The following is a 15,755-nucleotide window of genomic DNA, read 5'->3' as shown; positions in this document are numbered from 1 at the left end:
GTGCGCGCGGGGGATGTCGAGCGGGGGTGGGGGCTCAAGGGCGGCGAGGGCCGGTGCGGTGGGAAGCGCGCCGTTCAGAAGCCGGGGATTCCGTTCAGAAGCGGGGGATTCCGGTCAGGAGCCGGGGATTCCGGCGCCCCCTTGACAGACCGTCACGGAGACGGACTCCGATGGGGGCCAGGGCCGGGGGGTCGTGCCCTCGGTGCTTTCGATCTCGATCACCGGCACAACGTTGCCCGGGCGGCCGGCGGCCGACCATCCGTCGGGCTGCGGGAGGCACCCCGCCGGTCGGTCGATGGGACCCCTCCGGTCGGCGGGGGCCGGTTCGCCGGACACGGACGATCGTGGCCGCCGCTCCCCGCCGTACGCCTCGAACTGTTGCCCACCGACTGGCGTGCGCGCGCTACGAGGTGGTGCTCTCCGGCGAGCGGGTGCCCGCCACGCCTGCTGCCCAACGGACGGCACGCCCGCTGCCTGGCGCTGACGCCCACGCCCGCCGACGGGGCCGAACAGCGGCCGGAGAGCGCCGAAGAGCCCGGACGGGGCTGGTGGGCTTGGCTGGCCGGGTGGATGAAGGGCAGCGCATGACCGCCTACTGGCCCTGGTGGGCGGGTGCTGTCGCGCTCGCCGTCCTGACCATCGGCCACGCCCTCGCCACCGGCCGGTCGTTCGGCGTGTCGGGCGCCTGGGAGCGCGCGCTCCACTGGCGGCGCGAAGCCGAACTGGAGCGCGTGGAGGCGCGGTTCGCCGACGAACGGGTCCTGGCCGCCGCCCACGCCGAGGCCACCACCGAGCACTTCGGCACCACACCCGAGCCCCCGGCACCGGCCGCCGTCCCGGCACCGGCCGCCGTCCCGGCACCGGCCGTACGCCGCCGGGGTGGGCCGCCGTGCCCCGCCCCGCTGGTCACCCAGGCCGTTCTGCTGGTCTCGGTCTTCGTCGGCGGACTCGTCGTCGCCGTCACCTCCGGGCGGTTCCGGCTCCGCCTCGACCTGGGGGCGGGTTGCCGGGACGTGGTGACCGGCAACCCGGTCGTCATGGGCGTCCTGCTGTTCGTGGGCGGCGTCCTGGTCGGCTTCGGCGCCCGGCTGGCCGGTGGCTGTACGTCGGGGCACGGGCTCAACGGCTGCGGTCGGCTGAACCTGGCCGGTCCCGTCGCGACGGCCACGTTCCGCGTCACCGCCGTCGTGGTGCCGTTTCGGTGTCGGCTGGGCGATCTCCGGGGGCTGCCCGGCGATCCCGATCGTCCAGGTCGCCGGCGGCCGGCGCCTCGTGCGGGGTGAACGGGGCTCGTGCGAAGGGTGAGTTGCGAAGTGGTGCGGATCACAGGCGATGCGTAGGGATTGACGCGTTGTGTGGTGTTTTTCGGTGCTCGACCTGGGGAGCGCTTCGTGTTGGTATGGCGAGGCGGATGACAATCACCGAGACCGGGGGGCCTCTCGATGCGAGAGGCGGGGACTGCCTTCCTCATCGTGGACGCGAACCCGGGACCGTGACGTACGTCCGGTTGTCAGCGACGAACTGGGGGACGCGATGAAGGAACACAGCAGATCGTCCGTGGGATCACCACGGAGACGGCGCGCGCGAGGAGCGCTCGCGCAGGAGGCTCCCGGCGCTGCCGGGGAGGCCGGGAAGTCCACGTCCGCGCACATGTCCAGACGCTCCCGCCTCTCCGCGCTGGCCGCCACGCTGCTCGCGGCCCCTCTCGCGCTGAGCACCCTCCCGGCCACGGCGGTGAACGGCACCCCGGCGCTCGCCGGGACCGACGCCGCGGCGCAGCTGACGTACGTCGCGAAGGTGAACGTCGGTGAGGACAGCGCCTGCACCGGCACCCTCGTCGCCCCGCAGTGGGTGCTGACCGCCGCCTCCTGCTTCGGCACGGTCGGCGAACTCCCCACCGGCCGACCGGCCGTGGCCACCACGGTCACCGTGGGCCGCACCGACCTGACGCAGACCACCGGCACCGTCCTGCCGGCGATCCGGCTCGTCCCGCACGCCGACCGGGACCTGGTGCTCCTCAAGCTCGCCGCGAAGGTGACCGACCCGGCGGTGAAGCCCGTGCCGCTGGCGACCACCCCCGCCGCCGCGGGCGAGACGCTGACGCTGGCGGGCTTCGGGCGGACGAAGACCGAGTGGGTGCCGGACAAACTGCACGCCGGTTCGTTCACCGTCGCCTCCACCACGGCCACGGACGTGAACCTCGACGGCTCCGCGACCGTCTGCCAGGGCGACGCGGGCGGCCCCGCCCTGCGCACGGTGAACGGCGTCACGGAACTCGTCGCCGTCAACTCCCGTTCCTGGCAGGGCGGTTGCCTCGGCATCGACCCAGCCGAGACCCGTACGGGCGCCGTCGACACCCGCGTCGACGACATCGGCGCCTGGGTCCAGCACACCGTCTCCCGCAACCCGCTCGACCTCACGGCCGACGGCAAGGCCGACCTCCCGGCGATCAGGTCGGACGACGGTGTCCTGTGGGTCTACCCGGGCACGGGGAACGCGAGCGGCGCCACCTTCGGCGCCCGCTTCCAGGCCGGCACCGGCTGGAACAGCCAGGACGCCGTGACCATCGGCGACCTCGACAACGACGGGAACGGCGACCTCCTGTCCCGGCAGGCGTCGGACGGCACGCTGTGGGTGTACCCGGGTACGGGGAAGACGACGGGTGCTTTCGGTACGCGGTACCAGATCGGCCGGAGCTGGCAGACGCAGGACATCACCCGGACCGGTGACTTCAACGGCGACGGGCTGACGGACGTGCTGACCCGGCAGGCGTCCGACGGCACCCTCTGGGTCTACCCCGGCACCAAGGAGTCCGGCCCCGTGGTCCTGGGCACCCGCTACCAGGTCGGCACCGGCTGGAAGAGCCAGGACGCCATCGCCACCGGCGACCTCAACAACGACGGACGGATCGACGTGCTGTCCCGGCAGGCGTCGGACGGCACGCTGTGGGTGTACCCGGGAACCGGGAGGACGACGGGTGCTTTCGGTACGCGGTACCAGATCGGCCGGAGCTGGCAGACGCAGGACGTCACCCGGACCGGTGACTTCAACGGCGACGGGCTGACGGACGTGCTGACCCGGCAGGCGTCCGACGGCACGCTTTGGGTGTACCCGGGGACGGGGAAGGCCGGGATGGAGACGCTCGGTACGCGCTACCAGGCCGGTACCAGCTGGGGGCCGTACCGCATCATCCTCTGATCCCTTCAGGGTGCCGGCCGTGAAGGATTCCTTCCGTTTCTTTCCGGCCGGTCCCTGCACAGGGGTTGTCCTGACATTCCGTCCGCCTCTAGGGTCACGCGAGCAAGCGCTTTCTCTCTGGTTCCGGCGGGAGTTCGCATGACCATCCGTGTCACCCATGTCCACGGCGACCACATCGCGGTGCAGGCCGCGAACGGGGTCGAGATCATGCGGTACGTGTACCGCCCCGATCCGGAGGCGTACGAGGCGCGCAAACCGTACGCGCATCCGCTGCGGACCCTGGGCGGACGGCTGGTCAGCGGGTACCGGCCCAGCGACCACCGGTGGCACAAGGGCCTTCAGATGACGGCGAGCCACCTCTCGGGGCAGAACTTCTGGGGCGGGCACAGCTATGTGCACGGCGAGGGCTACCTCGACTTGCCCGACATCGTCGGCTCGATGCGGCACGACGGGTTCACCGACTTCACGGCCGACGAGCAACAGCTCGCGTTCACCGAGGAGTTGACCTGGATCGAGAACGGCGGCGCCGAATGGGCCCGGGAAACCAGGGGAGTTCGCGTCCACTCCGTCGACGAGGCCGCCGGCGCCTGGGCGTTGGACTGGTCGATCCGGCTCACCAACCTCAGGGACGTACCCCTCGCCTTCGGCTCGCCGACCACCGCCGGACGTGAACTCGCCGGGTACACGGGGCTGCACTGGCGCGGACCCCGCGACTTCACGGGCGGCGCCGCGTTCGCCCCGGAGGGGGACGGCGCCGAGAAGCTGATGGGCACGCGCGGCCGGTGGCTCGCGTACAGCGGCGAACACGACGACGTGGACGGCCACTCGACGCTCGTCTTCGAGCACGGGCCGGACAACGGTGCCACGCACCACTGGTTCGTCCGCGCCGAACCCATCCCCACGGTCTCGTTCTCCTGGGCGTTCTTCGAGGAGTTCGAGCTGCCGCCGGGGGAGTCGTTCGCCTACCGCTACCGGGTGGTGTTCGCGGACGGCGCCTGGGACCGGGAACGCGTCACCGGCCATCTCGCGGGACTCACCTGGACCTGAGGCACTGAGGCACGAGGAGAGCGAGGCAGGCATGCACCGGACGAAGGGACTGTCGGCCGCCGCCGCGCTGCTGCTGTGCGCGACGCTGGCCGGCTGCGGCGGCTCCGCCTCGGCGGACGGCAAGGTTGTCCTGCGCTACACCTGGTGGGGCAACCCGGACCGGGCCGCGCGCACGGAGAAGGCCGTGGCACTGTTCGAGAAGGCGAACCCGGGGATCGACATCCAGACGTCGTTCTCCGGATACGACGCCTACAAGCAGAAGCTGGCCACACAGGCGGCGGGCGGCGACGCCCCGGACGTCATGCAGCTGGACTACCGGCAGATCGACCAGTACGCGGACGGCGGGATCCTGCTCGACCTCGGCAAGGAGCGGGCGGCGCTGCGGACTTCGGAGATCGACCCGGGGCTGCTGGCCACCGGCCGCGTGGACGACGTCCAGTACGCGATCCCCCAGGGACGCGGCACGGAGACCGTCGCGTACGACGTGAAGACGTGGACCGAGTCCGGCGTACCGCTCCCGAAGGGGCCCTGGACCTGGGACCAATGGGCGGACACCATGCGGGAGTTGACGAAGGCGACCGGCAAGCCCGGCGCCACCGACCCCGGCTGGAGCGAGGACTGCTTCGAGGTCTGGCTGCGCGGCCAGGGCAAGCCGCTCTACACCAAGGACAACCAACTCGGGTTCACCGCCGACGACTTGACCAAGTGGTGGACGTTCACCGACCGGTTGCGCCGCGAGGGCGTCGTCTCGCCCGCCCAGCAGACCACCCAGCTCGACGGCACGGTCGAGAACACCCCGCTCGGGCGCGGCAAGTCCGTCACCGACGCCAACTGGGACGCCCCGGCGAGCGGGTTCAAAGCGCTCCTCGAAGGCGGCGTCGCCCTCGCGCAGATGCCGACCGGCCAGGACGGCACGCCCGGCCAGTACTTCAAGCCGTCGATGTTCCTCGGCGCCTTCGCGGACACCCGACACCCTGCCGAGGCGGCCAAGTTCATCGACTTCATGATCAACGACCCGGGGGCGGCGGAGATCCTCGGCGCCACCCGGGGCATCCCCGTCAACGAGTCCGTCCGCAAGGCCATCGAGCCGCAGCTCGCCGACTTCGACCGGACGATCTCCGACTACCAGGCGTCCCTGGAAGGGAAGTTGAAGGACCCGCCGCAGGCCCCGCCATCCGGCGACAGCGCGTTGCAGACCACCTTCCAGCGCGACTACGACCAGGTGTCGTACGAGCGGATGTCTCCTCGCGAGGCGGCCGAGAACTACGTCACCGAGGCGAAGGCGGAGCTGAGGTCATGACCACCACCATCACCCGGCCCGCTGAGGCGTCCCCTGCGGTCGCTCGGCCGAAACGCCAACGGGAGGGCGCCGCCTGGGTGTTCCTCTCCCCGTGGGTGCTCGGCGCGATCGGCCTCACGCTCGTCCCGATGGCCGTGTCGCTGTATCTCTCCTTCACCGACTACGACTTGTTCAACCCGCCCCACTGGGTGGGCCTGCGCAACTACACGCAGATGTTCACGGAGGACCCCCGCTACTGGCGCTCGGTCGTCACGACCCTCACCTACGTCGTGATCGCCGTCCCCCTCCAGCTCGCCCTGGCCCTCGCCGTCGCGCTCGCGCTGAAGTCGATGCGACGCGGACGCGCCTTCTACCGCTCGGCGTTCTACGCGCCGTCCCTGCTCGGCGCGTCGATGTCCATCGCCCTCGTCTGGCGGGCGATCTTCAACGACGGCGGCACGGTCGACAACCTCTTCGGCACCGGCGGCTGGGTCAACGAACCCGGCTGGTCCCTGCTCGCCGTGGCGCTGCTGACGGTGTGGCAGTTCGGGGCGCCGATGGTCATCTTCCTCGCCGGACTCCAGCAGATACCACGGGAGTTGTACGAGGCGGCGGCCGTCGACGGGGCGGGGCGGTGGCGGCAGTTCGTCTCCATCACCGTACCGATGCTGTCCCCCGTCCTCTTCTTCAACCTGGTCCTCCAGACCATCCAGGCCTTCCAGGTGTTCACGCCCGCGTTCGCGATCAGCGCGGGGAAGGGCGGGCCGGCGGACTCGACGCTCGTCTACACGATGTACCTCTACGACCGGGGCTTCGTCGCGTCGCACATGGGTTACGCCTCGGCGATGGCGTGGGTGCTGCTGGTCGTCATCGGGGTGGTGACGGCGGTGCTGTTCCGTACGTCGCGCGCCTGGGTCTTCTACGCGTCGGAGGGGGAGCGATGAGCCGTAACAGGGTTGCCCTGCATGTCAGTTGCCTCGCCGCACTGCTCGTCATGCTGTATCCGCTGGCCTGGCTGCTGATGACCTCGCTGAAGCCGGCGAACGAGGTCATCGCCAGCCTCGACCTGTGGCCCAGCCATCTCGAATGGTCCAACTACTCCACGGCACTCGACGGCGTGAACGGCGTCTCCGTCACCCAGCTGCTCACCAACTCCCTGGTGATCGCGGGCGGTGCGGTCCTCGGCAACGTCATCAGCTGCTCGCTCGCCGCGTACGCGTTCGCGCGGCTGCGGTTCCGGATGCGCGGGCCGCTGTTCGCGTTCATGATCGCGACGATCATGCTGCCGCACCACGCCGTGCTGATCCCGCAGTACATCATCTTCAACAAGCTCGGCCTGGTGAACACGTACTGGCCGCTCATCCTGCCCAAGTTCCTTGCCACGGAGGCGTTTTTCGTCTTCCTCATCGTGCAGTTCATGCGCGGGCTGCCGCGTGAGCTGGAGGAGGCCGCGAGGATCGACGGGTGCGGGCCGTTCCGCAGCTTCTTCCACATCATCCTGCCGCTGACCCGGCCCGCGCTGATCACCACGGCCATCTTCACGTTCATCTGGACCTGGAACGACTTCTTCACGCAGCTCATCTACCTCTTCGACCCCGACAAGTTCACGCTCACGCTGGCGCTGCGGTCCTTCGTCGACGCGTCCAGCCAGTCGTCGTTCGGGCCGATGTTCGCGATGTCGGTGATCGCGCTGCTGCCGATCGTGCTGTTCTTCCTCGCCTTCCAGCGGTTCCTGGTGGAGGGCATGGCGAGTTCGGGGCTGAAGGGGTGAGGGCGTGAGCGGTGTGCGGGAGCCGGGGGAGGTGTTCGGGCCACGGTTCTCCCTGTTCGCCGACACGATGAGCGTCGGGCTGGCAACCGCCGTGGCCTGTCTGCCCGTTGTGACGATCCCGGCCGCACTGTCCACCGCCTGCGCGGTGTTGCGGGGCGCCGGGGAGGACCGGCCGGCCGGCGCGGGGCGGTACTTCTCGGCGCTCGGGCGGCGGTTGCGCGTCGGCGATCTGGTCGCGGGCGGGGTCGTCGTGGCGGGGGTGCTGCTGGTCCTGGCCGATCTGGCGTTGGCCCGGGCCGGGTTGCCGGGGGGCGGGGTGTTCGCCGTGGTGGCTGCGGTGATCGGCTGCTGTGCGCTGCTGGTGGGGCTGCGGGCCTGTGGGCGGCCGGAGTCGGTGAGCGACTGGCGGGCGGCGGTCCGGGGGGCCGCCGAGGACGCGGTGCGGGATGCCGGGGGGAGTGGGCTGGTGCTGCTCGCGGTGGCCACGGGCGCGCTGTGCGCGTGGATGCTGTTGCCGCTGGCGTTCCTGGTGCCGGGGCCGCTGGCGCTGGCGCTGAGCGCGGTCGACGTACGAACACGCCTGAAAAAGTAGGGGAGTTCACTCGACGGCTGCCTCCCACGCCGTCCGGCCGTTCACCGTCAGCCGTACGCCCTTGCGGCCGTTCGCGAACACCTCGATGTCCGCGTCCGTGAGCTCCGCGAGGGCTTCGCGGAGGGCGCCGAGGAGGGTGGGGACGAGGTGGTCGGGGACCAGCGCGTCGACAGGGCCGGTGAAGCGTACGGAGGGCTGGGTGCCGAGGGCTGCCGCGGCCTCCCGCAGGAGGCGGGCGCGGAGGCCCGACGGCGGTTCGGCGGGCGGCTGTTGGAGGCGGAAGATGGCGGTGCGGATCTGCTGGACGGTGGCCTCCAGCTCGGTGACGGCGGTGTCGATGGCGTGCCGGGCGCGGGCGTCCGCGGCTCGCGCTTGTGCGGTCGGCGGCTTTCCGATACGGCGGTCCCCGGCTTGCGTCTCAGCGGCTCGCGGCTCCTCGGCGCGCTGATCGTCGGCTCGTGCCTCTGCGGCTCGCGGTTTCCCGGCGCGCTGGTCTCCGGCCCGTGCCTCTGCCGCTCGCGGCTTCCCCGCGTGGTCCTCTCCGGCTCCTGTCTCCCGAAGGGCCGTGCTCGCCGCTCGTCTTCCCGTCGCCTGGAGCATCATCCCCGTCGCGAACAGGCGCTGGATCACCAGGTCGTGGAGGTCCCGGGCGATCCGGTCGCGGTCCTCGTACACCGCGAGGCGTTCGCGGCGGTGGCGGGCGTCGGCGAGGAGGAGGGCGACGGCGGCCTGGGAGGCGAACTGGACGGCGAGGTGTTTCTCCGTCTCGGTGTAGGGGCGTCCCGCGTGCCGGCGGGGCAGCGCGAGGGTGCCGATGAGGCGGCCGTCGGCCTGGAGGGGCAGCATCATGCTGGGCCCGAACCGGTGCCGCACGTGGGTGGTCATCCGGGGGTCGGTCGCCGAGTCGTCGATGAACACCGGCTCACCGCCCAGGAGTTGGACGAGTACGGCGCTGCCGGGCCGGATCGTCGTACCGACGATGTCACCGGGGTCGTCGTACGTGGAGGCCGCGACGATCTCCATGCCGCCCTCGGCGGTCGGCTGGAGGACGACGCCGGCGGCGGCGTCGGCGAGGAGGCGGGCGCGGTCGGCGACGGTCATCAGGGGGTCGGCCGAACCGGCGTTGCCGAGCAGGGCGGTGGTGACGGCGGCGGCGCCCTCGATCCAGCGTTCGCGCTGGCGTGCGGCCTCGTAGAGGCGGGCGCCGGCGAGGGCGGCGCCGGCCCGGGCGGCGAGGACGTCGAGGGCGGGGGAGGGACGGCCGCCGGCGAGATGCAGGCGGCCGTACCCCTCGACGGGGACGTGCAGGACGGGCGCGTCGCAGGGCCCGGTCTCCAGAACGGCGCTGCGGGAGCCGGTGAGTTCGGCCGCCGCGTCCACGATGTGCCGTACGGTCGCGGCGAGTTCGAGGTCGGTGCCGATGGCCAGGAGCGCGTCGAGCCGCACCGGCGTCAGGCGCTCAGCGGGGCCAACTCCATGGGCTGGATGCGGCCTTCGAGCATCATGCCGAGCCCCTGTGCCGCGCAGATGTCGGGCCGGTCGGCGATGTGCACCGGCATGCCGGTCGCCTCGCGGAGCATCTGGTCGAAGCCCGGCAGCAGCGCCGAACCGCCGACCATCATGATCCCCCGGTCGGCGAGGTCGGCGACCAGGTCGGGCGGGCAGTTGCGCAACACCCGCCCGATGCCGTCGAGTACGGCGGTCAGCGGCGTCTCGATCGCGTCCCGGACGGCGGCCGTGTCGACCTGGACGCACCGCGCGAGGCCGGTCGCGACGTCCCGGCCGTGGATCTCCGTCGACGAAGGGCCGTGCGGGGAGAGGCCGTTGCCCGACAGCGCGAGCTGGAGCGGCCGTACCGACTGGCTCGGCAGGATCAACTCGTGCTGGTGGCGCAGGTGTTGGACGATCGCGTGGTCGACTGCCACCCCGCCGACGGGAACCCGCTCGGCGGTGACGATCGCGCCGAGGGACAGCACCGCGACCTGCGTGGCCGCCGCACCGCACACCATGATCATGGTCGCCTCGGGCCGCTCGACCGGCAGCCCGCAGCCGATCGCGGCGGCCGTCAGCGTGTCCACCAGCTCCACCCGCCGCGCCCCGAGCCCGACCAGCGTCTCGATCGTCGCGCGCTGCGCCAGCGGGTCGGCGTCGTGCGGGGTGCAGGCGGCGGCCCGCAGCCGCGGCTTGTAGCGCAGTTGGCGGCGGACCTTGTCCCCGAGGAGGTGGCGCAGCATCCGCTGGGCCATCTCGATGTCGACGACCGTCCCGCCGGACACCGGCCGCACCACCCGGATGTAGTCGGGCGTGCGCCCGGTCATCTTCTCGGCGAACTCACCGACCGCGATCAGCGCGCCGGTACGGGTGTTGACGGCGGCGGCCGACGGCTGGTCGACGACGAGCCCGGCCCCCTTCACGTACACCCGCGTCCGCGCCGCGCCCAGGTCGACGGCGAAGTGGCAGCGGCGCAACTGCTCCAAGCTGGCGGTCATGGACAGGTCCTCCCGAGAGCACGACCGTGGGACCGCCGGTCGGCGGCCTCCTTCGCATCGTGCGGGCGCGCGGGAGGGGGCGCCTGCTGGGATGGGCCGGGCAGGGAACGACCGAACGGATGATTTGTCCGAAATGTCCCCTACCTCGGGGGTAGTGCGTTACCCCTCAGGTATCACCCGGCGCGGTCAGCCGCGACCGAGCGAGCGGGCCGCCTCCAGTACCGGCGCCAGCGACCGCACCACCACCTCGCCCCCCGCCTCCCGCAGCTCCTGCTCCACCGTCCGGTTGCGCGCCAGCCCGATGAAGGGCAGCCCCGCCCGCTGAGCCGCCGTCAGCCCGGCGACCGTCGACCCCAGGAACACGGCGTGCCCGGCCTCCTCGCCGAGCGCCCGCCGCAGGCAGTCCGGGTCGGGCATCAGGGCCGCCGGGTCGTCCGCCCGCCCGTGGACCCCGGCCAGCGGCAGCCGGTACGGCGCCACGTACCGCCGCACCGCCTCCTCGCAGCAATCGGTTGCTACCAGAACCCGCTTCCCCGCCGCGTGCAGCGCCCGGACCAGCGCCACCGCGTTGTGCGTCGTCGGCGCGTCCGGTACGGCGGCGAGCTCCAGCTCGTCGAGCCGCGCCCGCAGGAGGGGCCCGACGGGGTCGTGGGCGTAGGTACGTAGTACTTCCAGGGGATGGACGACTCCGCCCTGGGCCTGCGCCGTCCCGAACGGCCGGCCGGCCAGGGCGTCCTGCGGGTTCCGGTGCTCGGCGGCCACCGCCAGCAGCGCGAGCGCCGCCTCGCGGGCCCGCGCCGCCGGGAAGAGCCGGGTGAGCGGGCCGTCGAAGCCGAGCAGGACGGTGGGCGCGGCGAGCAGCGCCCTGAGGTCGGGCGCCGCCTGTTGTGCAACCGTTTGCTGCGCGTACGGCACTATCCGCACCTCGCAGCTCACCTGGAGCCCCGGCACCGGCCACCGCGTCAGCTCCTTGCCCAGCGCCCGCTCGGCACCCTGCGGGCGGTTGTGGGAGTGGTGGCGCGTGATGCCCGGCGCCCGCTCGGCGACGTACGCGAACAGCGCGTCCGCGACGTGCGGGACCTCCGCGCGGACGAACGCGACCGGGTCCGTCACCCGCCACGTCAGACGCGCGGACGCCGCGAACCTGGCCTTGCCCGAACTGGGCAGGCGCAGCTCGCGCGTCGAGCTCTGCGGGGTGAGGTCCACCTCGTAGTACGTCGCCCGGCCCGGCCGCCGGTTCCCGTACGGCTGGGCCGGGTTGAGGAGGGTGAGGGGGGCGTCCGGGAGGGCGTGGACGACGGCCGAGCGGCCCGCCGCCGGGAGGTGCAGCTCGCGCAGGTCCCGGGCGAGGTAGGGGCCCTTCACCAGGTCCCGGTCGTCGTCCTCGGGGCGGGGGGCCGGGAGGGGGCAGTACCAGGCCAGCGGCGGGGAGTCGAGGGCCTCGCCGTACAGGGGGCGGAAGCGGTGCGGGCCGTACGCCGCGGAACTCCCGGCGAACGACTCGTGGAGCGCGGGCGGGACCGTGACGGTCGCCTGGGCGGCGCCGGGCGGGGCGGCGGGGGCGCCGCCGAAGGTGACGTGGAGGCGGGGCGGGTCGGCGAGGGCGGCGAGCGGGCCGGGGAGCCAGCGCACGGCCGCCGCGAGGAGGGGGACGAGGTAGGTGTCGGGGGAGATGTCGACCCGGTAGCCCTGGGGTAGTACGTGTGTCTCGTACTCCGCGGGGGTGAGGCCGCCCCGGGAGAGGACCTCGTCCACCACGTACTCCAGGGTGATGCGGGACTCGGGGGTGAGGGGGGTGAGGGTCTCGAAGTGGAGGGGCTGAGGGGCGCGGACCCGGACCGCCGGGAGGTGCAGGACATAGCCGTCGGTGACCTCGGCGACGGTGCCGGGCCCGAGGAAACCGACGGCCAGCTCGGCGATCAACTCCCTGATACGGGACGGGGACCGGTTCCCCTCCGGCAGGACGCGCGCCAGCTCGCCGGACGTCACCCGGCGGCCCCGCTCGTGCAGCAGCTTGACCAGCAGCGCCATCAGTTCGGGGGAGTGGATGTCCTGCGAGACGGACCCTCGCGTGACGCGGAGGGGGGCGGTCGTCCGGATCTGGAGGTGCTCGGTGCGGCGGGCCCGCCGGAGCGACTGAGCCGACTGCTCGGGGTGCCGGGCCCGGAAGTCCTGTACGTCCGGCGAGCGCCTCGTCAACTCCTCGGCGAGGCGGTGGAATTCGACCGCGTCCCCCGGCGCGCCCTTGCCCACCGACTCCTGCCCCAGCGCGAACCGGCTGATGAGTACGGTGCCGTCCGCGCGCAGCAACAGGCCGTTGCCGCCGGTCTGCCCCCGCACCAGGCCGGCCGCGTGCAGGGCGCGCAGCCCCTCCTGGACGTCGGCCACGAGCGCGGCGTACACCGGCAGGCACACCCCGGGCCCGCTTCCCAGCAGCAGCTCGGACAGCGTCACCCCCTCCACGAACTCCGCTACCAGGTAAGGCGTTTGACCCTCCACCCCATGGTCGAGGACTCGCGTCACGTACGGACTGTCGACCCCGGCGAGCGCCCGCGCGCCCTCCGTGAACCGGTCGAGATGCTCCGGCTGTTCGGGGTAGAGGTGGACGACGACCCGTTCCCCGGTCCGCGTGTCCACCGCCTCCCGCACCCGCTGCCCCGGACCCCGCTGCCCGAGCACCCGGTACCGCCCGCCGAGGAGCTCGGCCGGCGCCGTTCCGCCGGGCATGGTCTCCGCCGTCCCGCCGAGCGCGGCCTCCGCCGTCCCGTCAAGGGGCGCGGTCTCCGCTGTCTCGCCGAGCGTGGCCTCCGCCGTCCCGCCGAGCCGGTCGACGGTCTCGCCGCGTACGGTCGCGAACGCCTCCCCGTCCCCTGCCCCGCCGCCCCCGAGCGCGCGGAACGCCCCGGGCGTGAACCCTGCGCGTACGTCGATCAACTCGCCGATCCGCGCGAGGAATTCACTCGTGCGTCCGCGCACGGTCCGGGGCAGCGTGCGTTGCAGCAGCTCCCGCACCCCGGGCCGGAACGCGTACGAGCCGGGCGGTCCGTCGACGGCCGTGAGCATCCCGCTGAGGATCACCTCGGCCAGGTGCTGGGGCCGGGGGTCCTTCTGCACCGTGTGCTGCACGAGCCGCATCACCGGCACCGAGGGCGCCGCCAGCGACAGGTGCCCGGCCAGCCGGAACGCCTCCGGGGAGGCCGTCGACTCGAACCGCAGGACGATCTCACGAGCCGTCAGATCCCGTATGTCCGACGCCTCTTCGGGGACGGCGGGCCCGGTCGTCAGCCAGGCCGCCGCGCCGGGGATCCGGCCGCCGCCCGGACTCGTCAGCAGCGACGCCCAGTTGGCGAGCCAGGGCGCGTCCGGTTCCATGACCGGCAGTGCGACGGCGTCCGGCGAGGGGGCGGTGACGTCGGGGTCGTACGGGGTGAAGGCGAGCCGTGACGCCGGGGACGCGAGGGCCGGGGAGGCGAACAGGCCCGGTTCGGCGGGGAGCGCGGTGGCCGGCCACAGATGCTCGGGGAGAGGCTGAACAACGGCCAGCGGGGCGTGAGTTGCCCAGTGGCGCAGGGTGCCGTACCAGCGGTCGCCGGCCGGGCCGGGGCGCCACTGCGGGCCCATGCAGTCGCTGAGGACGAGGATCGCGGTGCGGCCGTCGGCCGGGGCGACGACGCCACGGGTGCGGCCGTCGGGCGTGAGGGGGTGCAGGGAGACCGTGCGGAAGATGCCCGACTGGGCGAGCACGGTGTGCAACTCCCGTACCAGCGGCTGCCATACGGGCATCGTCGGGCCCGTGTCGTGCACGAGACACACGCGCAGCCAGCGGTCGCGGGCCGGCCGCAGGACCGGGAGCCACACCTCGGGGGAGGCGCCGAGACGGGCGATGCGGTCGGCGGTCGCCGGCTCGTCGAGGAGCCGCGCGTGGGGTGCGGGGACCGTCCGTTTGAGGGGGCGGAGGGCGCGCTGGAGGGTCAGGGGGTGGGGGAGCATCGGGGGGACGGGGATGCTGAGTGGCGTGCCGCCCGCGGGAGTTCGGGCGTCGGCGGGCGGCTCGGACGGGGCGGGGGCGGGCGTCGAGGGCGGGGCCGGTGTGGGGCTGGCGTCCGGGAGGTGGAGGGGGACGCGGGGCGGATCGGGGGTCGGGGGGAGGGCGACGGCGGGGTCGGACTGGGCGGGCCACGGGACGGGTGATTCGGAAGGGGCGGGGGACGTACGGTAGTCGGGCGACGGCGTCTCGGTGTCGTCGCTCAACTGCCGCGCGAACCACAGCACTTCGGCCAGTTCGCGCGGGGTCGGTCCCGTTCCCTCGGCGGCGGCGTCCAGCAGGGCGGCCAGCCGCGCGAGGGCGCCCTCAGAGCCCATCCGCGTCCGCCACCGCGTCCAGGTAGGGCATGAGCCGCTCCGCCAGCTCGCTGCGGTCGGCCGCGTCCAGGCCCGTGACCCCGGTCAGGTAAAGGGCGTTGAGGAGCTGGTCGGTCGCCAGGTCGCCGTTCGCGGCGCGTTCCAGGAAACGCTCGATCAACGGCTCCACCTCGGCGGGCGGCGTGTCCAGGTGCGCGCGGACGATGTCGGTGAGCTGGGCGCGGTCGGGACGCCGCAGCCGCAGCCGTACACAGCGGCGCAGGAACGCGGGCGGGAACTCGCGTTCGCCGTTGCTGGTGAGGACGACGAAGGGGAACGCACGGCAGCGGACCCGGCCCCGGGTGATCTCCACGGGCGTCTCGGAGCCGTCCGCGAGGACCTCCACGGTCGGGCCGTCGGCCGCCGACTTCCGCGCGGCGCGCAGGAGTTCGGGGATGTCGTACTGGCCCTCCTCCAGGACGTTCAGCAGGTCGTTCGGCAGGTCCAGGTCGCTCTTGTCGAGTTCGTCGACCAGCAGGACGCGCGGCTGCTCGTACGGCAGCAGGGCCGTGCCCAGCGGGCCGAGGCGCAGATGGTCCTCGACACCGTCGTGCGCGTCGTCCCTGCGGGCCGCGTAGAGGCGGGACAGCGGGTCGTAGCGGTAGAGGCCGTCCGTGAGGGTGCTGCGGCTCGTGATGTTCCAGCGCAGCACCGGGCCGAGCCCCAACTCCCGTGCCACCGCGTACGCGAGGGACGACTTGCCGGTGCCCGGCGGGCCCGTCACCAGGAGCGGGCGGCGCAGGATCAGGGCGGCGTTGACGAGTTCGACGCTCTCCGGGGTCGCGACGTACGTACGGGCGCGGTGGACGCGGTCGGGGGAGACCGCCGCCTCGTCGTCCGTGTCGCGCGGCGCGGGCAGGACGGGCGTACCGTCGAAGGCGCGCCACGGCGGCGGAGCGGGCAACTCCCGGATCCCGGCGTGGGGTTGGTTCGAGCCGGTGTAGACGGACCAGTGCGGCATGCGAGGTGGGCTCTTCT

Annotated in this window: 11 protein-coding genes; 7 read left to right on the top strand and 4 right to left on the bottom strand. The window is 72.9% G+C overall.

What is annotated here, in order from left to right; all coding sequences use genetic code 11:
• The first annotated feature begins 584 nt into the window (after positions 1–584).
• From PV682_RS21680 to PV682_RS21650, 7 genes are all read left to right on the top strand, one after another.
• Positions 585–1,283, top strand: a complete 699-nt coding sequence (locus PV682_RS21680; RefSeq protein WP_319732277.1) for a YeeE/YedE thiosulfate transporter family protein — start codon at positions 585–587, stop codon at positions 1,281–1,283.
• Positions 1,284–1,650: 367 nt separating this feature from the next.
• The gene (locus tag PV682_RS21675; RefSeq protein ID WP_319732275.1) at positions 1,651–3,198 is read left to right on the top strand and encodes an FG-GAP-like repeat-containing protein; all 1,548 of its coding nucleotides are present in this window, start codon (positions 1,651–1,653) and stop codon (positions 3,196–3,198) included.
• Positions 3,199–3,336: 138 nt separating this feature from the next.
• Positions 3,337–4,245 carry a DUF6807 domain-containing protein gene (locus PV682_RS21670; protein ID WP_319732272.1) on the top strand — a complete coding sequence of 303 codons (909 nt, stop codon included), beginning with the start codon at positions 3,337–3,339 and terminating at the stop codon, positions 4,243–4,245.
• A gap of 31 nt (positions 4,246–4,276) precedes the next feature.
• A complete protein-coding gene (locus PV682_RS21665) occupies positions 4,277–5,545 on the top strand; it encodes an ABC transporter substrate-binding protein (protein WP_319732269.1) in 1,269 nt (422 codons plus the stop codon).
• Positions 5,542–6,468, top strand: a complete 927-nt coding sequence (locus PV682_RS21660; protein ID WP_319732266.1) for a carbohydrate ABC transporter permease — start codon at positions 5,542–5,544, stop codon at positions 6,466–6,468. Before PV682_RS21665 ends, PV682_RS21660 begins: the two co-directional genes overlap by 4 nt.
• A complete protein-coding gene (locus PV682_RS21655; protein ID WP_319732263.1) occupies positions 6,465–7,295 on the top strand; it encodes a carbohydrate ABC transporter permease in 831 nt (276 codons plus the stop codon). Before PV682_RS21660 ends, PV682_RS21655 begins: the two co-directional genes overlap by 4 nt.
• Positions 7,296–7,299: 4 nt before the next feature.
• Complete coding sequence (locus PV682_RS21650; protein ID WP_319732261.1) at positions 7,300–7,887, top strand: hypothetical protein; 588 nt, start codon at positions 7,300–7,302, stop codon at positions 7,885–7,887.
• A gap of 6 nt (positions 7,888–7,893) precedes the next feature.
• Here PV682_RS21650 and PV682_RS21645 read toward each other — a convergent pair whose 3' ends face one another.
• From PV682_RS21645 to PV682_RS21630, 4 genes are all read right to left on the bottom strand, one after another.
• Positions 7,894–9,333: a GAF domain-containing protein gene (locus PV682_RS21645; RefSeq protein ID WP_319732259.1), complete on the bottom strand. Its 1,440-nt coding sequence runs from the start codon at positions 9,331–9,333 to the stop codon at positions 7,894–7,896.
• A gap of 5 nt (positions 9,334–9,338) precedes the next feature.
• Positions 9,339–10,376, bottom strand: a complete 1,038-nt coding sequence (locus PV682_RS21640) for a rod shape-determining protein (protein WP_319732256.1) — start codon at positions 10,374–10,376, stop codon at positions 9,339–9,341.
• Between the two features lie 186 nt (positions 10,377–10,562).
• Complete coding sequence (locus PV682_RS21635) at positions 10,563–14,738, bottom strand: SAV_2336 N-terminal domain-related protein (RefSeq protein WP_319732254.1); 4,176 nt, start codon at positions 14,736–14,738, stop codon at positions 10,563–10,565.
• On the bottom strand, positions 14,728–15,738 hold the full coding sequence (locus tag PV682_RS21630; protein ID WP_319732250.1) for an AAA family ATPase: 1,011 nt from the start codon (positions 15,736–15,738) through the stop codon (positions 14,728–14,730). The genes PV682_RS21635 and PV682_RS21630 overlap by 11 nt, the downstream gene beginning before the upstream one ends.
• Positions 15,739–15,755 lie beyond the last annotated feature (17 nt).

Origin of the sequence: Streptomyces niveiscabiei (genome assembly GCF_033794345.1) — a bacterium.
GTDB lineage: Bacteria > Actinomycetota > Actinomycetes > Streptomycetales > Streptomycetaceae > Streptomyces > Streptomyces niveiscabiei.
The sequence above is the reverse complement of the archived record's forward strand: the minus strand, read 5'-3'. Positions and strand labels throughout refer to the sequence as shown.